We start from the raw sequence: 19,741 nt of genomic DNA, 5'->3' as shown, positions 1-19,741 counted from the left end.
ACAAAATGAAAATTAATCAAGGATGCTATGTAACAGTCTTATCAGGTTTATATAACAATAAACCTGACGCTTTTCCGGATACCGATTCAAATATTGTTTATGACTTAGAAACAGATACTCCTTGTGATAGAAGCGATTTAGCAGGATTAAATATTGATTATCAAAATGGCAACTTGAATTATCTAATGGATATTACACAGAGTCACCATACCTTTACTCATATTGTCGAAGACTCCGATGGTTTTGTCTTTGCTATAAGAATAGATTAATACTGGCGTAAACCATCCTCCTTGACCAAGGACATTGCAAAATGATTAGCACGTTTACAAACTCCCTAATTTAAATGTATTATGATACAGATCAATCTTTATGCTTGAAGATTGATTGCTACCTGCCCCGGACCTAGACCATCCGGGGTTAATATTTTTACTTCTTATAGCTGTGAAATTGAATCCTACTCACTAACAGGTTGTTCTAACTCTAAAAAGAATCTAACAAAATCTCGTCCAAACTGGGAAATTTCAAAGCTTTCTTTCGACTTGAACTTTGGCTCTTTTAATCTCGGTAATGAGTGTTTAAACTTGGGACTTGTTAACTTGTCTAAAAACGAATATAATTCTCTAAATGTTTTTGAAATTTCTTTAAGGTCGTCAGTTATGCTTAAATCCGTCCTAGTTGTTAATACTCCAATCCTAAGTAAATTTCTGCGCACTGCTTCATATTGCTCATAGCTTAGTCCATGTCTATCCATAATCTCCTGCAACTCTTCTGCTGAATCCGGATCAAACGCATACCGAGAAGTATACATAAGTCTAAGAACGGATATATCAACCATCCTGAGCTCTTTTAATACGTCATAATAGGTTAGGATAAAGTCATTTGACACATAATCGTGTTCAGTAATATTCACGAATCCATTTACCATATATTGAATTTTTTCTTCCTGTTGTTCATCAATAACATAATCCAGAACGTACTGAAATAACTGATCAATCTGTTCCTTTTGTTCTATTGTCTTGGATTCTAGATTAATGCGAACTTCCTCTAGCTTAGAATGCAGATCTTCTGCGAATGTTTTGATGTTCCTCTCGAAACGGGCACGTTTATAACCTTGAACTGCTCCTGAAATTCCAGGAACCAATGAACTTCCCACATCAATAAGAAAATCTCCTGCTATGCTTGCTACTGATTCCTTTGCAATATCTGCAGCTGTGCTGCTACCAGCATTCAAAACTGTATCAAGAGCAAGTTCTTTCCCTGTTTCTTTAATATCTTCACGACTACCTCTATTCAAAAGCAATCTCTCCCTTATGACTTAGTTACTAACTCCTTAATAAACAGATATCATTATAATTCAATTTTGAACCCTTATCTCCTTTTTAAAGTCATCAAACCCATTAAGTACCAGGTTCAAATGTCTTTATAGACCTTCATCCTTCCCTTATTATTTCATAAGAGAGGTGATTTTTTTGTTTATAGCCCCTATGCTGCTCGAATCCATAAAAGAACAAGAGCTCTTCGATGATGATTCCTATATCAGTGAGCTTAAATTTGATGGTATACGGATTGTATTGTCAAAATTCAATAATCAAGTAAAGCTTTACACGCGCCATAAGAATGAAGTTAGCAGCAAATTTCCCGAGTTATTGAATTTAGATGTTCCTGAAGGTACGGTGTTGGATGGTGAAATAATCGTAACCGGTGCTGATGGATCTCCTGATTTTGATGCTGTCATGGAACGATTTATGTCCAATAAATCCCGACATAAAATTGTATACTGTATTTTTGATGTCATTTACTCAAATAGCCAATCCATTGCATCAAAGTCACTGACCCAACGAAAAGAAGTTCTTAAAGGCCTTGAAATAAACCATCCGAATGCTTTTGTACTTGAAGGGATAAAAGGAAATGGTGTTGCCTATTTCAACATGGTCAAAGAGAAAGGATTAGAAGGCATCGTCCTTAAAAAAGCGAACTCATCATATGAAATTGGAAAACGCTCTAAGAACTGGATTAAAGTCATCAATTATGACTTTACTGAAGTTTTGATAACCGGATACACACGCAAAGATATAAAATTCCTGCTGTCTTACCAGGATGGTACGCCCGCCGGCATGATGGAATTTATGCCAAAGTCTGAGCGACATAAGTTTCACTTAAAGAAAAAATTGAAGTCTGAAACTGAAGATCTTGTATTTATTGAACCTATTTCGTGCAATGTTAAACATCGGTTTATGACTAAACACGGGAAACTTCGTTTACCCTCATTCGTTTCTTGGAGAGAGTAACCTCTCCATTACATAACCACTCCCCCACTCTTTTTTTAAAAATTTAACGCGCAAAATCAAAATATCCCACTAACACTGTTACAAAGTAAATTTGTTAATGAGTAAACCTGTTACACTGTTACAATCACGAGAACCGTTTTATATCAAGGCCTCAACCTCCCTCTAAATAGAAATCCCATGTCGCTAAATAACTTTATGTCTTCATCCGGTCTTTTTGGAGCCCAAAGCATCGGTTCTCCTCCTTCAGATGAATAGCCACCATCGGCTGCTGAATCCACCCGTATAAACTTCAATCTAGGACAAAAAGTTGCAATGATGTTCTGAGTGTAGCACATTTTCTGCAGCTCGATTAGCGAGGATTTCTGAAAATAAAAATGCACCCTATAAGAGTGCATTTTTTGTTATAGAAAAGTATGTATGTAATCCAAGCAGTCACTAACAACTATTTCGGGAGCTTGGTCTACAACTTGGAAACGACGGGCTCTCCAATCCAAACTCTTCACTTGATCTGTTAATATAACCCCTTGAATAGCCAAGCCATCAGGCAAGGCTACTTCAAAGGGATATCCTTTTTGTTGGTTAGTGATAGGACAGACCACAGCAAACCCAGTGGTTTGATTAAAATTTTTCGGAGATAATACAATAGCTGGTCTTCTTCCAGCTTGTTCATGTCCTGCTTGTGGATTAAAGTTTAAATAAACTAGGTCACCGCGTTCAACTGACATTAAAATAGTTCATTCCCTTCACGGCCAAAATCAACTTCGGAATGCCGATTTTCGGGTGTTATGCGGGCTAAAAGGTCATCTAATGATGGTTTATTATTTTTAGGTTTTAACATGACTCCGGTCTTTCCTACAGTTAATTCGATCTCTGTGCCTTGTTCCATGGAGATAGCTTCAGCAATACGAGTAGGGATGCGAACGGCCAGGCTATTCCCCCATCTTTGAACCGTTGTTGTCACACTTACCACTCCTTCACGTTTCTTTTCCTCCATTATAGCACCTCCAAGATCTTTCGTATATACATAAGTATATACATTAATGCCGAGAAGGATACTATTTTTGTGAAATTGCTGATTTTGACCGTCAACTACTGCCACTTAAACTCAGTCGCCCTGGCAATGGTCCTTTACGAATTACCACTTTTTTCTCTATAGACTTCCTCAAGCATATGTAGAACAACTTTGATTTTCATCGTTCCAATAATCGAAAACACCGTTTCAATAAAAATTAAACCGCAGCCGATAAGTATAAAAATAGTTGCATTTAATCCATCAGATAAAAACAGACCTGTTAAAAACAGCATGCCTGTTGCAACAATCATTAAATTGGTTCTTATCTTGATATGTTTCGAATTAGATTTTGCTTTTTCCTCGTAAGTTTTATCGCTTTTGGAAAAGATCCCTTTTCCTTCATCTAAATCTTTAATACCTTCATTAATCATTAATCCATGATACTTTCCTTTTTCAACGACAAATTGAAAGTAGACGGTAATTATGAAGCTCACAAGGAAAAAACCGATCAGGTTATGTTCATAGTGCGAAATTAACAAAGTTGTTGCTAAAACACCAAGAGTATACAAAATAGCTTTCAAAAAAACAAAGATATATAACTTTATTGAAGGATTAATTTCACTCACTCCCTATTTTAAGCTCTTTATCTATTAATCGACTCCAATCCTCAATGTTTGAATCGATCCTGTGTTGCTGAGGGCTTCTCAGACGAAATTACTTTATATTTCGCGTATAATATCCCTTTAGTTTCTTTATAGGTATGTTTTTACGAAGTCTTCTTGCTAATGTATTTAAATTCATAACCTATACTGACAATAGAAAGTAAGACCACAAGCCAAGTTGCACATTTGCATAAATTTAAAAAAACAACATTGATAAAGTCTAAACTGAAAATACTCTCCTGTGTTAAAAACCATTCGTTGCTAAATAAAAAAGTCAAACCTTTTAAATTTGTTTGAAGGTCGAACAAGTGCTGCGGTCTATCAGTTCCCCACCATACTAATAACCAAATAGTACCGATTAACAGCCCTATTAATCTAACTCTGTCATTCACTTTTTGATTCTCCTTCTTCGTTCACATTTCCGTCCCAATAAGTTGCCTTTTAAAGTCTAAAGTTTTCAAGGCTTTGATCAAGTTCTTCCTCTGTGATACCAATATATATAAGAGTTGTTTCCGGATTGCTATGATTAAACAGCATTTGAAGTTTTGCAATATCCCTCGTTTGTTTGTAATACCAATACCCAAAGGTTTTTCTGAGTGTGTGGGTACCCATACCTTCTACTCCTGCCATATCAGCAGCTTTTTTCATTTGCCTGTATGCCTGAACGCGCGTAATGTGTGAATTCCCCTTCCGCGACGGAAACATCCATTCATTTGGATTATTTTTAATGTAATCCTGGACCTCAGAATAGATAGAAGAAAGGTTAATGTTTCGAGGTTTTTTTGTTTTTCCTTCCTTAACAACAAACTTTTTTCTTTTGCATTGAGATTGCTTCAGTTGTACTAAATCTCCACCACGAAGACCGCAATTGATCCCAATTAAGAAGTACATGTAATCTCGCTCAGAGCAAAATCTCTTTAAAGCCCACTTCATATCATCAATTTTTTCTAAGCTGCGTATCGGCTGCACATTTTGTAATTGATTCATTTTGCATACCTTCTATCTAGCGTTATCTGCTCTTATTTCGTAAACGTAATACTTGTATAAGCATTACTGTGTTTAAAATAACACTAAATTATAAGGAACGAAACAATTTGATGTGATCCGTAGCATTTTTCATAATTGCATGATGCTTCTCTAAAAAAACTTTTACTTGTTCGTCAGCAGAGTCATTAGTTTTATTCTCTTTGTAAAATAAGTGAATTTCTTTGAACAGCTCAGCTGCCATCGCGATTTCTTTATCTATATCCACATCTGTATCTATTTTAAAATTTAGTTTACACATGTCTTCCAGTGTTTTTAATGCATAGTCGATTGATTTACTAAACTGAAGAAGCAACTCCGGACTTTCTCTTTCCAATAGGTACAAAGGTAATAACATTTTGTATATTTTGAATAACTTTGTTTCAGCAATTTTAAATCTGTAACTTTTACTTACCGGTACCGTTCGAACAGGAGATCGATATTTTTCACAAAATGAAAAAGGAAGTTTCGTTATAATTTTTTCGATAAATTCAAACCTTTTTCTTTCTTCAGAAAGATCGAAGAAAACAAAACCCATATCATTAAAAAACTCAAAATTTTTCCTGTGGTCATGCCAATCAATTCGAGTATAACTACCATATGGACCAATTGAATCGATAGGCCTTAAAAAAACTGACCGGTCTTCTTCATAACAATCATATAAAGATCCTTGTTTAAAAGTATCAAATGATTTCAAACACAATGAAGTATAAGCCATTATTAACACCTCTTAAAAGCTGATTCAGCATTTTATTTAAAGTTGTTGTTTTATTCAGAAACAATTAATCACATCCAGAAAACTCGAAACTTAGAAACAGGTATTTCTATATAATCAGCCAGTTCATACACTGAATCAAAGTAGTTACTCAATGCCAACTCTTTTTCAACTTCATCTTCTAAGAATTTAACAATTTGCTCATCTGTTTTGGATAAAGATTTAAGCCGATCCACCTGTAACTTTATCTGTTTTCTGGTTCTCTCTGTTACAATGTCTTTTTTGTTAACTGGATACATAAATTAACACTCCTGTCTTATTATTTATAACGGATTATCAGTACCTTGCTTACTCAGAATAAACTTTACCCTTTCCTCGCGATTACTCGGTTTTTTCATTAATCTCGCTCCATTTCGTTTATGATTGAATGAATTAAACGATAATCGTGATTCATCAAATCATTATTTTCGAGTGTTTCAAGAGCTATGCAAAGGGCCTTGTGTAAATTATTTATTTCTTTTTCTTTTTCAACTTTGTATGTATTAAATTCCTTTCTTAATTTATTGAAGTCCTTTTCCTCTAATTCAATAAGCCTTTCATAATTGTAATAAGGTTGGTTGCCAATCCACATTTCGTATTCTCCTGACTCTGGGAGAAAATTAACTGTGAAACATTGAGGATGATCTACTCCCTGTAAAAACGAAACCATTTCATCCCATGACTTAATTGTTGTGTTTAAGCTCATTTTTCTAAACTCTCCATTCTATTTAAAATATGCATTTCAATGAAACTGCTGGTTTATAGGAATTACATTCATCCTTTTACAATTAACGTTAGCAGAATTAGTGGAATCCCTAGCGCGCTAAGACCAAATAAGACTAATGCGATGTTTTGAATTTTTATATTCCGTTCTAAGCTGTCATTGAACGATCTCATTAATTTGATTTCTTCCATCATTCTTTTATCAAAGTCATTATTCAATTTCCTCGGACCCTTCATAAGACAAAATTTCTGCTTCTCTTTCTGCTATTAAAAACACTTCAAAAGACTGTTCGAAAGTATACACTTTTAAGAATTCCTCTAACTCTTGATAACCCCTATCCTCTAATACCACCTTTAAAAATTCTTCGGTTATCTCAAAGGTAAATAAACCAATATTATCATCCTCAGAAATAAGCTTAACTGTTTTTTTGGAAACACTCATATTCTTCCACACTCCCTTATTTCAAAATTTTTCGATTTCTGGTTAAATTCAATTTTCATAAAGGAATGAAATTTCATCATTTCCTTCTCGGATTCGAAAATTGATATATATTACCATCGGTGAGAGAAACTTAATCTTAAACAAAACCGGTAAACGAAATCCCTTTAAATACAACGAATTGAATGTATCATTTTTTTACCTAATTTCATTATAGCATATTTTTAACAAAAATACTTATAAATCAACAGTTTGAATGTATCCTTTTATGTAAAAGCATACATTGATTTTTTTCCGATTAAATCACAATTTATCTCGTTTTTGAGATGTTTTTTACACTTGAAAATATTGGACTTTTTCTGAACATATCTTAGAGTCTACAAAAAAAGACATTTTTTTCATTATTAGGGTGATAAGATAGCCACGTCTATTAAATATCCATATTTTAATAGATATACTAATGATTAGGGGGTTAGTGAAGATGAAGAGCAAAATCAAAAAAGTTATAGGAGCAGTTTCGCTTGTTGGAGCATTGCTAGTATCCGGAGCACAAGCAGCTGATGCAGCAACTAAACCAGGTAAATTAATTCCAATTAGAAACAAACAATTTCCTGATACGGTTGAAGAATACAAATGGCTTGGTAATGATACTGTAAGAATTTTCTTTAGAGACAGTGAAGGTGATTATTATTGGGATGATTTTGAATGTGTAACGGTAGAAAAGGGAGTTTGTTATGTATATGAATGATACTTCAGCTGATAGCAGATTTGCTACTTGATCATGTTGGGCAAAAGGATGGTGAGATCAGTGAAAAAGCACAATTCTAGAAATGCAACTTGATGACTATTCATTTAAAAAAGGCTCTTCTTTAAGAGCCTTTTAATTTTTTATTAAAGTTGAATATATCTTCGTATCAAAGCTGAATATTGGTGCAAACCTCTTTTTTCTAACTCTCTGACAAAAATTGGCCAAGGCGGAATATTGCTTCTATAAGGATTATCATCTGAACCAGTATATGCTCCACCGCCTGGACCAGTTGAAAGGCCACCACCTGGACCAGTTGAAAGACCGCCGCCTGGGCCTGTTGAAAGGCCACCGCCTGGACCAGTTGAAAGACCGCCGCCTGGGCCTGTTGAAAGGCCACCGCCTGGACCAGTTGAAAGACCGCCGCCTGGGCCTGTTGAAAGGCCGCCGCCTGGACCAGTTGAAGCCCCGCCACGTGGGCCTGTTGAAAGGCCGCCGCCTGGACCAGTTGAAAGACCGCCGCCTGGACCAGCATATTGATTTCTAACCCACATATATAAAACCTCACTTTCTGATCTCTACAAGTAAACTTACGATTCAAAACTGGAATAGTTTCAATTTTGAGCTGAAGTTATAGAGTTTTTTAAAATTAAAGTTGACAGCTTTAGCTGCCATTCTCGAACCGGTTATACTGCTCTTTTTTCCATCCACTTTTCGTAAAGATCTTTTAAGAAAAAAGGCATTTTATCATTAAATTTATGTATGTCCTTTATAATAGTTCCTAGCGCTGCATCATCCACGCAATGGTAGTAAGTCATATTTTTTACGATATAGTCTATATTTAGAACGAATTCACCTAAATCAAAAATTGCACTGTCGCGATCAAAATTCACCAAATGATCAGGAAAATTATGAATTCCATCTGCTATCAAGTTACATGTTTCTTGAACCTGTTTTAAGTCTTTCTTCTTTACTGATCCACCTGGTTGCATCAAATTTCTCACATAATATAATCCCCACCGAAGCCAATTGTGTACCAGGGTTTTAAGTTGTTCATTAGTCAATTTAGAAAATGCATTACTTATATCGTCCACCGTAACTTCTCCTCTCCTCTCTTTATTTTACGCAAGCAGATAAACAACCTTAAATATCAAGCCAAACATAACGAATCCACCGGCAACAACAAGTAACAAGCTAATAAGTCCTGCGAACATACGGAAGACAAAATATAAACCAACGATTGCAACAAACAAAAGAAGGCCAATCCCTAATAGCTGTACGATCAGTCCGCGAAGGAGATAAAGTACGCCTATTACTGCTGCAATAATGAGAAAAATCTTCAGATATTTTAACAATTTCAGCACCCCTTTTATGACCATTTCATTTAACAATTAATCTTTGATTTTCTTCTTATACTCTGATATAAAAATGTTTATTAAATCGACAATTTTGCTTTTTCTCTTATGAGCTAATTCTTTCAGGAACTCCCTGTCATCTATATAAATTCTGATTGCTTTGGATTGTACCTTTTCTCTAGGCTTTTGATATTCCGGAATGTTTACTTCATCTAAATGTTTTTTTGCCTCAACAATAATTTCAGAAAGAATTTCAGTAATCGTGCTTCTATTTTGAAAAGCGAGTTCACTTAATTCCTCATAGTCCTCATACTTCACTCTAATTTGTGTTGACTCTTTAGAACGATGCATATTTGTCTTGTTAGAATTTTCTTTCATAATATATCTACCCTTTCGATAACTCGTTTTAGCTGCACTATATCCATATCAAAAAAATATATAATGCCATTTACTCGTTTACATGTGAACAAGTAACCAAGTGGTAAAGTGGATATGTAATTAAATCATACCACAATGATTAGTCATTGCGATAATCTTATATGGAGTAAGTACGGCCAATCACTTTGACATCCGGATATTTATAAAGATTTTGAATCCATTCGTTATAATCATATGTTGTTATTATATCTGCACCAGGAAATTCAAAGTGAAGAGTATCAAGAAGGAAACATAAGTCTCTATGATCTTTTTCTGTATAATAACAAGGGTATAATTGCTTTCCTTTATTAACATAAGGTGGATCAATAAATATTGTTGAATCGTCTTCCCAATAAGATTCTTCAATTAAATTCACTGCATTTTCTTGAGTAATTTCTATGCGATCACTCATTGAATGAATCTTTTCAATTCGCCTTATTAGCTCCCCTGGATTCCAACGTGATAAAAGAGATTCTTTAGTCCCCTTCTTTCCTCCCAATGGATTAGCTTTTGCTATCCCACTGAAAGCTAACCTGTTAACTATAAGAGAATACCATGCTGCATCAACTAAATCAGTTCCCCGATAATCATTTTTGATTATAGACTGTGCTTCAAAGAATGTTTTATGGTCAGGCTCTTTATTTTGAACAAGATCAATAAGAGCATATGGCATATGTTTAATAATCCACCAAAGTGCGTAAACACCAAAATCTAAATCATTTAAATGAAGACGGTCCACTACTCCCGCAGCAAGCAGAGACAATTCAAAACTTCCTCCACCAGTGAAGGGGGATATAAGTTTTTGTGTTTTATTTTTTTGAAGGTGGGTGTAAAGAAAATCAATAATTTTTGATTTTCCTCCTGGATATCTATATGGAGATATCCTTTTAGATAAAGAAACAATTGGAGCCACAAATTGTACATTATCAGCATGTTTATCTTCCAAAATTAATGTAAATCTGTGCCTCTCAGCGTCTTCTTCTAAATATGAGTATCCCTGACACAATTCACACCAAAAACCTGGATTAACCGTATCAATTTGAAAAGCTTCGCTATCAATAGTATCTGTGTTACCACAAAAATCACAAGTTAACATCTTGTCACCTTATAAAAATTATTTTATAAACACTTTATATTCAGATTTACTTTTTGTAGTCAAAGTTTCTCCGTTAATTCCGTTTGCAAGGGTACTGGATACTAACGCTGCTGTGAATTCTTCGATCTCTTCATCAAACTTGACCACGTATGCAAGGAATAGTTGTTTACAACTCTCCTCAAAAGTTTCTTTCATTCCTTCAAATGGTTTATCTAACCGTTCAATTATAGAGATCATTGTTGAACCTCCTTCAATAATTTTTCCTGTTTATTAACCCAATCACTGATCTTTTCAACAACCTCAACCAAATCATTATCAAAAGGATAATCTTCACAGAGATTGCTGTATGTTTCGTCATCAGCTTCATACCATAGTTCATTTATTTCACGTGCAGACTGTTTCAATTGCACCAAGGCTTGTATTAACTTTTCATTGTTGGACATAACTAAAATACCTCTTCTTTGCATTATTTTAAATTTAGTACCGCCCATGATGAGCCCATAAATATCACTTTACTTAAACAATACCACAATGCCACACTGTTAACAAGTGGTATTGTCGACAAATAAAAAGGTTATCCATTTGGATAACCTCAACTTGTGCATGCTTCAGTTGCCTAAAATTCTATTTTGATCTCTACTATTTCTTCATCTTTGGACAGTGATGAAATATGCGTTTGATTAAGTCCTGCTGCAGCCAAAAATTGTTGAAATGCAGCAGGCCCTACACCTGTGTAGTTATTAGTAAATCCTCCCTTAATCAGCAAATTAAAATCAGCTTCTATGTAGGTATGGAATATAATCTTCTTGCCATTTCTAAAATGCGTAATTCGATGAATATTCCCTAATGCCGGCAGCAAGCCTTTAGCTGAATCTAGGGTCTTTTGACTCCCCAGTCCTTCAATCTTAATTGAAGCTTCTTCTTCCAAAAATGGTGGTTCAAAATCTTCATGATTTTTTAAAACTCGTTGATTAATAGTTACCAAATCTATTCTCTCCTTTAGTGCCGATCTTTCAAGAAGTTCGGTTGTTTATAATTATAGATGGACTCTTTCTCAAGTTGGAAAAAATTAGTTTTTATCATCAGAAAGATTCTCCGTATGATGGCAAGAAGGATAAGAAGAGCAGCCAAGAAACCTATTTCCTGTTTTACTGGATTTACGCACAACTAATTCTGAATTACAGTTAGGACAGATTCTTGGTGCAGGATCTTCATTTTCAAAGACCTCTTTTGCAGTTCTATCTGGTTTAACCTTATTAATGAAATCCTGCAATTCTTTTCTTGATAAGAGCTTAACATTACAGGCATTTGCCAACTTGTGAGCTCCACTTGTAAATTGACTGTTTGTTATGACCCATGATTCTTGAGCTGCATAATAAGCTTGAGCTGCATAAATTTCCTGTACAGCTGAAAGTCCGACTTTATTTTTAAACCCGTACCTTTTTGCCTGAATTACAATTCGTTTTTTTCCTTCTAGAATAATATCGGCACCAAAGTCTCTACTTTTTTGGGTTATCTTTGGTTTATAACCAAGCTTTTGAAAAAGGGCCATGAGAAATACTTCAAACATGTGCCCGTCCATTTTATCGATATATTTCATACCTGAAGAGGCCAGTTTATCTATAGCCCGCCTCTTCTTTGTTTTATCAAAAATAAACTTTGCAAACCTAAAGACAATTAACATACTAATAATTAAAATTATAATATTGATATATAGAGGGTTCATTATCATTCTGTCCCTATTGTTCTTAATTTCTCATACGTTTTAGATCCCCTGATAATGCCTTCTTCTCCACAATAAGCACAACAGACACAATAACGCAGTTCTTGTATAAAAGTCCATTTTTCACATTCCTCACAGTAATAGGAGTTTAATTCTTCTATAGGCATTATTCCGAGCCCTCCTCTTCCTCTTCATCATTTACACCGATTAAAACATGAGGGAATTTTTCATGAGGATAATTCTTTAATGCAAACTCCATACATTCCCATTCTGTCCCTGTGAAGAATGTGACGTTATTTCTTTTATCAAAAACACGACTACTTTTCTTTTTCACCACTCCGCGCCCTCCTTACTCATATTTTTCTAAATAATCATCCCAACCACACCGACACTTAGTCGCAAACCATGTGGGCAATCCGTCTTTACTGCGTTTTAACATCTTCCCTGTTTTCGCTGACCTTTCAAACTCCACTGCCATTTCTCCGTAGTTGATAAGCTGATCATTCCCGCATTTTGGACATTCTGTATATTCCTTCACTCCGCGTCCTCCTTCATCATCTCTTCCAGTAAACTTAAATCGTCAGAATCCATCGCAAGAGTTTGATCTCCACAAAAAGGGCAATAGATTTCGGACGTACAGGCAGGTCTTTCTAAAAACAACCATTCCTCGCAGTCATCGCAATAGTATCCGATTAATGTTCCGTTCACTTTTGGCATTCCACGCCCTCCTTAATCTTCCGTACCGTCATACATTTGATCTTTTGTGTGTGTTTCAAGATGATCTAAAAAATCCCGCCAATTATCTGAACCATTTTCTATGCAGTCGTTCAAATAGTCTTTCATGAAATCGCTGTTTATTTCATTTGATTCCAGCCAATCACGAATTTGATTTCCGTTTTCTATTGCATATCTGTAATGATAAGAACAACTAATGATGGCTTTCTTTATATTGTCAGGTACATGCATCACTCCGCGCCCTCCAATAACTCAGGATTTTGAAATACATCCCCTAGAATTTTGTTTTTCGCTGTTTCTGAAAATACCGGACGTGCTTCTTTCTTCTTCTCGTTGACCCAGTTATAAACGTGTTGAGGCTCCCAGCCAGTATCAGAGAAGATGATATAGTCAGGAATAACACCATTTATTTCGCCTTTCAAAGCCATAAGAAGAAGGGCAGTCGATTGAGTGCCCCCTCCGTAAGATAAAACATGTATGTGCTTTTTACCGTCATCATAATGCTGCTTGATCATGCTGAATATCCCCCAATTCTCAATAAGTTTTTGTCTCTATACATTCCTGTTTTCTTTCAATTCCTAAAACAACACAGCCCTTTTTCTCCCTATAATCCGTTATAGATTTCAGATGAAAAGGAATAGGAGTGCCAAATGCACTTCCAAAAGGCATCAGCGTGATTGTGTCTCCTTCCTTAAATCCTTTGTTAACATGAATAATTTCTAATTCTTCCTGACATTCAATGATATTCTTATACAAATTTGGTTTTATTTTCAGATGATGTGTAACACTCATAATTTCCACCCTCTTTTTATTAATTTGCTTTAAACGTAGTAAATCTGTTCATATGCTCATTCACGCAGAATTCGGGGAGATTGGCCCTTACAAGTTGTTCTGCAAAAGGTGGAGGGACAGCATTCCCGCAACGCGCTATTTGATCTTTTTTTGAATATTTAATACCATTCATATCTTTATCAATCACATAGTCACTTGGAAACCCTTGTGCAGCAAATAACTCATGTGGCTGCAGCATCCTCATCCCTATATCAGCAATTTGATAATTTTCACCTTTTATGGTGACTAAACCGAACCTGTCTTTCGTTGTAACTGTATGTAAGGGCATGTCAAGCGATTGGCCGGTATCTGAACCGTAATATTTCGTTAAAAATGCCCTTACTTCTCCAACATGCAAGCCACCTGCCGTTATAGTTGGCATTGGCTGTGTGACGGTTTGACCATCTTTACATGTACCGCGTAATCTTCAAGATCTAAATCAGCACTTTTTCTAACAAGCCTAATAATCTCTTCAGTATCTCGGCCAAGGAAATATGAAAGATCCTCAACACTTATGAATTTGTTAGGTTTCTTCTTTATGATTTCCTCAATTTGTCCTTGGAGAGTTATCATTTAGAACCACCTTCCAAAGCTTTTGTGACGATTTCTTTTATAGGCAGAAACAACTCCATATTAGTACCTGATGATCTTTCGATTTCTTTAAGCTCTAAATTGACATGCTCAAGTGCATTTTTGTATGTTTTAATAATTTTTTTCATTTCATCAAGCTGATGAGGTATTACTATGTCTTGAGCATGCTGAAACTTCTTGATAATGTCTTTTTGCTTTTCGGCAGTTTCAGCTAAAGAAAAAACCTCTTCCAAACCTTCTTTTAATTCAGTTGTAGCAGCAGCGTCTTTGTTTTCGATTAACTCTACCAACCTTTTTTTCAGATCATCATGTTTCATTTTTTATTCTCCTCTTCAATTAGATTGAAGTAGCGACATATGTTATAATTAAGTGTCTAGTTTAATTGCCGAAGTCGCTACTTCGGTTTTTTAATTATCAGTACGTGGTATTGTGGTTCTGTTGCATTGTGGTATTTTGACTTTTTTTTTGGAGGATTACAGATTATAATAATCTGAATCCCCCTTAGTAACTAATAAGATCAAATTAGAATGGCAAATCGTCATCTGAAATATCAATCGGCTTACCCTCATTAGCAAATGGGTCATTGAATCTGTTCCCCTGATTACTTCCCTGGCTGTTTTGATTACCAAGTGATTGTTCATTAGGTCCACCACCAAAAAACTGACCTCCCCCACTGCTCCCTTCATTATGATTTGAACTGGAACCGTTGTTATTTTTCGGCTCAAGGAATTGAACACTTTCAGCTTGTACTTCAGTCACAAAAACACGTTGCCCCTGTTGATTTTCATAATTTCTAGTTTGGAGACGGCCATCTACGCCCGCAAGACTTCCTTTTCTCAAAAAGTTTGCAACATTTTCAGCCTGCCGTCTCCACGTTACACAATTTATAAAGTCAGCTTCACGTTGACCTGATTGATTTGTAAACGTTCGATTAACTGCAAGAGTAAATGTGGCTACAGCTGCACCATTTGGCGTGTATCTAAGCTCCGGATCTTTTGTTAATCTTCCAACTAATACAACCCTATTTAACATTTAAATACCCTCTTTCTTTTAGAATGACCCACCACTATCAAAACTTGAGCTTGAACTGCTGTCATAGCTTGAGCTTGAATCATAAGAATGACTTGAAGAAGAATGATCGTAGTATACGCTTTCAGTGTGTTCCCTATGGTGACTATGGTGCTCATTATTATCGTGATTTTTTGTTAGAACTTCATTCCAAATTATTGGGTTATTAACTTGGTTATCTGTATTTGTACTTTCGTAAGCACGTTTAGTGCTAACAATTCTCTTTTCCTTTGGTGATGAAGAATAATTACCGTTACTTCTCTCAATAACTTTTTTCTCAAATTTAATCGTTTCTTTAGCGCCTTTAATATCTGCCCCTATTAGATCATCCCTTTGATCAGCGAAAGGCTTAATCGCTTTGATTAAGTCTCTTTTTAATTCCAAGAGGATATCAGCAAATTCATTGGATATTTTTCTTATATGTGCCTCATGATCCTGATTAAAAGGCTGTTCAAAGAGGTCAAAAAGTCGTTCTTCTATAAGGGAAACAGAAATTTCATACTTACATAAAACATTTCTAACGCTCCAATATGATTCAGGAAAATTACCTAAAGAGATAGTCCTTTTATTCTCTAAATTAAAAGGATTTAGGACATCTAAAATGCCCGACAGGTTAACTTCTACTCTACTAATGTTGCTTTTCAACTTAACTTCCCTTGTTTTCAATTGTAAATATTCATATTGTTTAATCATCTTACTTAATTCTTTGTACTGACCACGGGATATTTTAGCTCTCCTTCTAAAATCTCTTTTAGATTTCAATTTGTCCATAACATCGTTATTCATGTTACTGTAGTCACCTTTTAGTCCAAACATAATTGATTCCAACGCTAGAAAAAGGATTATAGGGATAGCGATAATTTTCAGCATTCCAAAAAGTGTCTCAATCATCACTCGGTTTAAGTCCTCCAACATTAAGCTCTCCAACATATTTTCACCTCTCCTCCTTATATTCTAACTTTACCACAATACCACATAGTTAACAAGTGGTATTGTGGTAAATAGTTATTAAAGGCTCTCTGAAGGCCCCCTATTTTTACAGAGCTTGATCAAGATCTATTTCTCTCTTTGATTTTTGTCTTTTCTTTTTAGCCGCCAAATGTTCTTCTTTGATTTGATTGAGCAGTCCTTCTTCTTTTTCTTGAACCTTAGATTTGACTTGTCTTTTCAGTTCATCATTCCAATCCTTAGTATGCTTTGGAACATCAGCTTCTAGAATGTCGGGATTCACGAGCGTATTCATTTTATCAATGAATTTTTTTCCACCTTCATCATTATCAACGCCCAATATAATTTTTTTAATTTTATGCCCTTCCTTATACACAGCTTGCTTATACGCATTGGCAATAGTTTTTTCTTTTAGCCCATTCATTGAAACTATTCTAACGTTCTTTAATTGATCTTTTTTTATACTCCAATATGATAGGGCATCAATACCATCTTCAAAGCACATTAATCGCTCTGGCTTCCCTATATCAAAGGTAAAACCATAATCCGGATCATCATTAGGAGCAACATGTTTATAAGACCCCCGTTTATTGTTCATTTTGACTGTACCTTGGAGGTTATATCCAATGACTTCTCCATTCTTGATCCATTTAAAAACAACGTTCTTTCTTTGATCCTGAGCGATTAAATCCTTTTGAATCAGCCATTTAACAATTCTAGGATCAATCTTTCGTTCTTCTACTAAATATCTTGTAATATCTCTTTGATGATTAACTTCCATTCTTTTTCTTTTCTCATAAGAAAAAGGCTCCCTTTTTTCCTTGGGAGCCTTTTTGCTTTTATCAATAACTTGATATTCTTCTTTATTTAATTCTTGAACCGCGGTTACAAAATCCATACCATAATACATCTGCACAAAGTTTAATGCGCCGTACCCTTTTACCCCTTTTGAATTCCAGGCATACATATTATCCCTGATAAGCAAGCTGTCATGTTTCTTATGCCTATAGTATTTGCCTTCTTTCTTAAATTCTTCACCGTTTTTCTGCAAAAAGTCGAGTAGATCAACATCTCGCGCTTTCATGATCTCTTCTTCATTGACCCTTTTAGCCAAGAAGAGCACCCCCTATTTTACTTTTTGAATGTTTTGGGCTTTGATTTATATTTTCCTTTTGCTTTTTTAGCTGCAGGAGGAAACTCAAAGCTTAATTTTTGGTTATCTAACTTTAAATAAGCATCGAATTTCTTCTCACTTTTACTTGTGAATCCTTTGATAAGGCTGGTCTTTCCTTTAGTAAGTATTTGTTCAATATTCGTTTTAGATATTGTCTTATTCAAGATTTTTTTAGGCAGTGTAAATTCGCAGCCATTTTGATACTCATTACATCCGTAAAGTGTTCCTTTATCCTGAATCTGACCTTTTTTACAACAAGGACAAAGCCCAATTAAGCTTTCTTTTTTTACCGATTCTATTTTGGCTTCGATATTTGCTGAAGAGATTGTTTTAGGCACTTCTTCGATCAAGTGGTTAATGAATTTATAAATTCCTTGGATAAATGCTGCTTGATCAGCCTTACCCTGACCTATTTTTTGAAGGTATTCTTCCCATTTAGCCGTCATTTCCGGCTTCGAAAGTAAATTCCCTTCAACAGCTTGGCAAATGATTTCACCCTTACTTGTGATTTCAACCTTATTCTTTACTACAAGGATATATTTTTGATTTTTTAATGTTTCAATAATGTTTGAGCGCGTTGCTTCAGTGCCAAGCCCTTCAGTTTTCTTCAGTATCTTCTTTGATTTCTCGTCTTCTACCGTGTTTCCAGCTGATTTCATTAAGTTAATCAATTGTCCTTCCGTAAAAGGCTTAGGTGGCTTTGTAACGCCTTCCTGTATATTAATTTCACTGGAAGCATTCTCACCTTCCTGGATAGGCGGCAGCTTAACTGTAGCCCCCTCATTTTGCTTGTTACCACCTTCATCTTCATTTTCCTCTTTTGCGAATAAAGCTTTCCATCCTTTTTCTATCTCAACCTTTCCCTTGGCTTGAAAGATAAGACCATTTACATCTACATCTACTGTAGTTTCTTCATATTGATACAGAGGAGCAAACATTGCCAAGGTATTCCGCAAGACTTCAAAATAAATGTTCTTTTCTTTCTCACTTAACTTATTAATTGTCTCTGCTTCAGGGCTTTTCTTTGTTGGAATAATGGCATAGTGATCACTAACCTTGCTACTATCAACATATCTTTTTTGAGGCTCCATAAAAGCAGCATCAAAATTTATACCGGCAAGCTTTTGATATTGATTGAGATTAGATTTAAGGTACTCAAATTCGTGCTCAGTAATATAGTTAGAATCGGTTCTAGGATAAGTAAGTAACTTCCTATCATAAAGATCTTGCATTATTTTTAAAACATCCTTCGGACTGTACTTCCAAACCCTGTTCGCCTTTGTTTGAAGTGTACTCAAACTATGAAGTTTTGGGGAGGCAGTTTGTTTTAACTGTTTATCAACTTTTGAAATAACAGCAGCCTGTTTATCATTAATACCATGCTTATTTAGCAACAATTGAATATCATCTTTTTTATCAAAACGGCCATCATACTTTGCAGTGAAATTGCCGGCAGCCACTTTAACATCCGAAAAAAGCTCAAAATAGGTTTGAGGCTTGAAGTTTTCGATATCCTTTTTTCTTTTATAAATCATATACAAGGTAGGTGTCTGAACTCGGCCAATACTAAAGGTTTCTCTTATCCCCTTTTTCTGCAACAGCAAAGAATACAAAGGAGACGCATTCATACCAACTAACCAATCGGCTACTTGTCTCGCTTGGGCCTCATTGTATAAAGGAATATAGTCAGATCCGTTTTTCAGTGAAGAAAAGCCTTTTTGCACCTCTGACACTTCCAGTGAGCTAATCCATAAACGCTTGGTTGGCACATTCCTTATTCCTACTTTTTTCATAATGCTCCGGGCAATATTTTCACCTTCGCGTCCACTATCTGTGGCAATAATGATTTCAGAGGCTTTTTTAAGTAATCCTTTCACAATGTTATACTGGGCCCTTTTTTTACTCACAACTTCATACTGAAAAACATCTGGAATGATGGGAAGATGCTCTAAATTCCAATTTTCCCACTCTTTTTTATAATGACCTGGCAAAACCGGTTCTACTAAATGGCCTATCGCCCATGTAACTATAGCTTCTCCGGCAAAGTACCGATTATCTCGAACAACATAATATCCTTTTTTCTCGTCTGCACTTTTAAAAGCGTCTATATAGGCTTGAGCCTGACTTGGTTTTTCAGCCAATATTACAGTAGTCATC

At 35.3% G+C, this 19,741-nt stretch carries 34 protein-coding genes and 1 pseudogene; 3 read left to right on the top strand and 32 right to left on the bottom strand.

Annotation, left to right across the window (positions count from 1 at the left end; genetic code table 11):
• Positions 1–5: 5 nt before the first annotated feature.
• Positions 6–269, top strand: a complete 264-nt coding sequence (locus NSQ76_RS20415; protein WP_340816001.1) for a hypothetical protein — start codon at positions 6–8, stop codon at positions 267–269.
• A gap of 185 nt (positions 270–454) precedes the next feature.
• Here the strand turns inward: NSQ76_RS20415 and NSQ76_RS20410 are convergent, their stop codons facing one another.
• A complete protein-coding gene (locus NSQ76_RS20410) occupies positions 455–1,294 on the bottom strand; it encodes a hypothetical protein (RefSeq protein ID WP_163189298.1) in 840 nt (279 codons plus the stop codon).
• Positions 1,295–1,469: 175 nt separating this feature from the next.
• Here NSQ76_RS20410 and NSQ76_RS20405 point away from each other — a divergent pair, with 175 nt between their 5' ends.
• Positions 1,470–2,288: an ATP-dependent DNA ligase gene (locus NSQ76_RS20405; protein ID WP_163189299.1), complete on the top strand. Its 819-nt coding sequence runs from the start codon at positions 1,470–1,472 to the stop codon at positions 2,286–2,288.
• A 401-nt stretch (positions 2,289–2,689) separates the two neighbouring features.
• Here NSQ76_RS20405 and NSQ76_RS20400 read toward each other — a convergent pair whose 3' ends face one another.
• The 9 genes from NSQ76_RS20400 to NSQ76_RS20360 form a co-directional block, all read right to left on the bottom strand.
• Complete coding sequence (locus NSQ76_RS20400) at positions 2,690–3,013, bottom strand: type II toxin-antitoxin system PemK/MazF family toxin (protein WP_163189300.1); 324 nt, start codon at positions 3,011–3,013, stop codon at positions 2,690–2,692.
• Positions 3,013–3,387 carry an AbrB/MazE/SpoVT family DNA-binding domain-containing protein gene (locus NSQ76_RS20395; protein WP_341055832.1) on the bottom strand — a complete coding sequence of 125 codons (375 nt, stop codon included), beginning with the start codon at positions 3,385–3,387 and terminating at the stop codon, positions 3,013–3,015. Before NSQ76_RS20395 ends, NSQ76_RS20400 begins: the two co-directional genes overlap by 1 nt.
• Positions 3,388–3,416: 29 nt before the next feature.
• Complete coding sequence (locus tag NSQ76_RS20390; RefSeq protein WP_268435361.1) at positions 3,417–3,926, bottom strand: hypothetical protein; 510 nt, start codon at positions 3,924–3,926, stop codon at positions 3,417–3,419.
• Positions 3,927–4,066: 140 nt separating this feature from the next.
• Positions 4,067–4,354, bottom strand: a complete 288-nt coding sequence (locus NSQ76_RS20385; RefSeq protein WP_273796941.1) for a hypothetical protein — start codon at positions 4,352–4,354, stop codon at positions 4,067–4,069.
• A 49-nt stretch (positions 4,355–4,403) separates the two neighbouring features.
• Positions 4,404–4,949 (bottom strand): tyrosine-type recombinase/integrase, encoded by a 546-nt coding sequence (locus NSQ76_RS20380; protein ID WP_163189302.1) that lies wholly within the window; start codon positions 4,947–4,949, stop codon positions 4,404–4,406.
• 88 nt (positions 4,950–5,037) lie between these two features.
• Positions 5,038–5,703, bottom strand: coding sequence for a hypothetical protein (locus tag NSQ76_RS20375; RefSeq protein WP_273796942.1), 666 nt, complete (start codon positions 5,701–5,703; stop codon positions 5,038–5,040).
• 68 nt (positions 5,704–5,771) lie between these two features.
• Complete coding sequence (locus NSQ76_RS20370) at positions 5,772–5,999, bottom strand: hypothetical protein (protein ID WP_163189304.1); 228 nt, start codon at positions 5,997–5,999, stop codon at positions 5,772–5,774.
• Positions 6,000–6,097: 98 nt separating this feature from the next.
• Positions 6,098–6,445 carry a hypothetical protein gene (locus tag NSQ76_RS20365; RefSeq protein ID WP_341055831.1) on the bottom strand — a complete coding sequence of 116 codons (348 nt, stop codon included), beginning with the start codon at positions 6,443–6,445 and terminating at the stop codon, positions 6,098–6,100.
• A gap of 228 nt (positions 6,446–6,673) precedes the next feature.
• The gene (locus NSQ76_RS20360; RefSeq protein WP_163189306.1) at positions 6,674–6,904 is read right to left on the bottom strand and encodes a hypothetical protein; all 231 of its coding nucleotides are present in this window, start codon (positions 6,902–6,904) and stop codon (positions 6,674–6,676) included.
• Positions 6,905–7,382: 478 nt separating this feature from the next.
• On the opposite strand from NSQ76_RS20360, the gene NSQ76_RS20355 reads away from it, so the two are divergent.
• Entirely contained in the window at positions 7,383–7,649 is a 267-nt protein-coding gene (locus tag NSQ76_RS20355; protein ID WP_163189307.1) for a LacI family transcriptional regulator, read from the top strand.
• A gap of 143 nt (positions 7,650–7,792) precedes the next feature.
• Here NSQ76_RS20355 and NSQ76_RS20350 read toward each other — a convergent pair whose 3' ends face one another.
• The 22 genes and pseudogenes from NSQ76_RS20350 to NSQ76_RS20245 all read right to left on the bottom strand — a co-directional run bounded on the left by NSQ76_RS20350 (position 7,793) and on the right by NSQ76_RS20245 (position 19,740).
• On the bottom strand, positions 7,793–8,200 hold the full coding sequence (locus tag NSQ76_RS20350; RefSeq protein WP_341055830.1) for a hypothetical protein: 408 nt from the start codon (positions 8,198–8,200) through the stop codon (positions 7,793–7,795).
• A gap of 132 nt (positions 8,201–8,332) precedes the next feature.
• A complete protein-coding gene (locus NSQ76_RS20345; RefSeq protein WP_340816009.1) occupies positions 8,333–8,740 on the bottom strand; it encodes a hypothetical protein in 408 nt (135 codons plus the stop codon).
• A 27-nt stretch (positions 8,741–8,767) separates the two neighbouring features.
• Positions 8,768–9,001 (bottom strand): hypothetical protein, encoded by a 234-nt coding sequence (locus NSQ76_RS20340; RefSeq protein ID WP_445661678.1) that lies wholly within the window; start codon positions 8,999–9,001, stop codon positions 8,768–8,770.
• Between the two features lie 36 nt (positions 9,002–9,037).
• Entirely contained in the window at positions 9,038–9,379 is a 342-nt protein-coding gene (locus NSQ76_RS20335; protein WP_268435382.1) for a hypothetical protein, read from the bottom strand.
• Positions 9,380–9,536: 157 nt separating this feature from the next.
• A complete protein-coding gene (locus NSQ76_RS20330; protein WP_163189312.1) occupies positions 9,537–10,514 on the bottom strand; it encodes a DNA adenine methylase in 978 nt (325 codons plus the stop codon).
• 18 nt (positions 10,515–10,532) lie between these two features.
• The gene (locus NSQ76_RS20325; protein ID WP_163189313.1) at positions 10,533–10,751 is read right to left on the bottom strand and encodes a hypothetical protein; all 219 of its coding nucleotides are present in this window, start codon (positions 10,749–10,751) and stop codon (positions 10,533–10,535) included.
• Entirely contained in the window at positions 10,748–11,005 is a 258-nt protein-coding gene (locus NSQ76_RS20320) for a hypothetical protein (protein WP_341055828.1), read from the bottom strand. The genes NSQ76_RS20325 and NSQ76_RS20320 overlap by 4 nt, the downstream gene beginning before the upstream one ends.
• 125 nt (positions 11,006–11,130) lie before the next feature.
• Complete coding sequence (locus NSQ76_RS20315) at positions 11,131–11,499, bottom strand: hypothetical protein (RefSeq protein WP_341055827.1); 369 nt, start codon at positions 11,497–11,499, stop codon at positions 11,131–11,133.
• A gap of 84 nt (positions 11,500–11,583) precedes the next feature.
• Positions 11,584–12,240, bottom strand: a complete 657-nt coding sequence (locus NSQ76_RS20310; RefSeq protein WP_445661677.1) for a restriction endonuclease — start codon at positions 12,238–12,240, stop codon at positions 11,584–11,586.
• 2 nt (positions 12,241–12,242) lie between these two features.
• Positions 12,243–12,404 carry a hypothetical protein gene (locus NSQ76_RS20305; RefSeq protein WP_341055824.1) on the bottom strand — a complete coding sequence of 54 codons (162 nt, stop codon included), beginning with the start codon at positions 12,402–12,404 and terminating at the stop codon, positions 12,243–12,245.
• Positions 12,404–12,574, bottom strand: coding sequence for a hypothetical protein (locus NSQ76_RS20300; protein WP_172688817.1), 171 nt, complete (start codon positions 12,572–12,574; stop codon positions 12,404–12,406). Before NSQ76_RS20300 ends, NSQ76_RS20305 begins: the two co-directional genes overlap by 1 nt.
• A gap of 12 nt (positions 12,575–12,586) precedes the next feature.
• A complete protein-coding gene (locus NSQ76_RS20295) occupies positions 12,587–12,775 on the bottom strand; it encodes a hypothetical protein (protein WP_017697181.1) in 189 nt (62 codons plus the stop codon).
• A complete protein-coding gene (locus NSQ76_RS20290) occupies positions 12,772–12,954 on the bottom strand; it encodes a hypothetical protein (RefSeq protein ID WP_341055823.1) in 183 nt (60 codons plus the stop codon). Before NSQ76_RS20290 ends, NSQ76_RS20295 begins: the two co-directional genes overlap by 4 nt.
• Positions 12,955–12,966: 12 nt before the next feature.
• Positions 12,967–13,203 carry a hypothetical protein gene (locus tag NSQ76_RS20285; RefSeq protein WP_341055862.1) on the bottom strand — a complete coding sequence of 79 codons (237 nt, stop codon included), beginning with the start codon at positions 13,201–13,203 and terminating at the stop codon, positions 12,967–12,969.
• A complete protein-coding gene (locus NSQ76_RS20280; RefSeq protein WP_341055822.1) occupies positions 13,203–13,487 on the bottom strand; it encodes a phosphoadenosine phosphosulfate reductase domain-containing protein in 285 nt (94 codons plus the stop codon). The genes NSQ76_RS20285 and NSQ76_RS20280 overlap by 1 nt, the downstream gene beginning before the upstream one ends.
• A gap of 19 nt (positions 13,488–13,506) precedes the next feature.
• Positions 13,507–13,764, bottom strand: coding sequence for a DUF3850 domain-containing protein (locus tag NSQ76_RS20275; protein WP_341055821.1), 258 nt, complete (start codon positions 13,762–13,764; stop codon positions 13,507–13,509).
• A 19-nt stretch (positions 13,765–13,783) separates the two neighbouring features.
• A pseudogene (locus NSQ76_RS20270) lies at positions 13,784–14,230 on the bottom strand (DNA cytosine methyltransferase); the annotation flags it as partial.
• 142 nt (positions 14,231–14,372) lie between these two features.
• Complete coding sequence (locus NSQ76_RS20265; protein ID WP_341055820.1) at positions 14,373–14,711, bottom strand: hypothetical protein; 339 nt, start codon at positions 14,709–14,711, stop codon at positions 14,373–14,375.
• Between the two features lie 205 nt (positions 14,712–14,916).
• On the bottom strand, positions 14,917–15,426 hold the full coding sequence (gene ssbA, locus NSQ76_RS20260) for a single-stranded DNA-binding protein SsbA (RefSeq protein ID WP_163189322.1): 510 nt from the start codon (positions 15,424–15,426) through the stop codon (positions 14,917–14,919).
• A gap of 18 nt (positions 15,427–15,444) precedes the next feature.
• Complete coding sequence (locus NSQ76_RS20255; RefSeq protein WP_341055819.1) at positions 15,445–16,392, bottom strand: hypothetical protein; 948 nt, start codon at positions 16,390–16,392, stop codon at positions 15,445–15,447.
• A 106-nt stretch (positions 16,393–16,498) separates the two neighbouring features.
• Positions 16,499–17,494, bottom strand: a complete 996-nt coding sequence (locus NSQ76_RS20250) for a DUF3991 and TOPRIM domain-containing protein (protein ID WP_341055861.1) — start codon at positions 17,492–17,494, stop codon at positions 16,499–16,501.
• Positions 17,495–17,541: 47 nt separating this feature from the next.
• The gene (locus NSQ76_RS20245; protein WP_341055818.1) at positions 17,542–19,740 is read right to left on the bottom strand and encodes a type IA DNA topoisomerase; all 2,199 of its coding nucleotides are present in this window, start codon (positions 19,738–19,740) and stop codon (positions 17,542–17,544) included.
• Position 19,741: the final 1 nt, after the last annotated feature.

Source organism: Bacillus sp. FSL M8-0256 (assembly GCF_038005765.1).
Classification (GTDB): Bacteria; Bacillota; Bacilli; order Bacillales; family Bacillaceae; genus Bacillus; species Bacillus safensis.
Note: the sequence above shows the minus strand (reverse complement) of the source record. Positions and strands in the feature narration are given on the sequence as shown.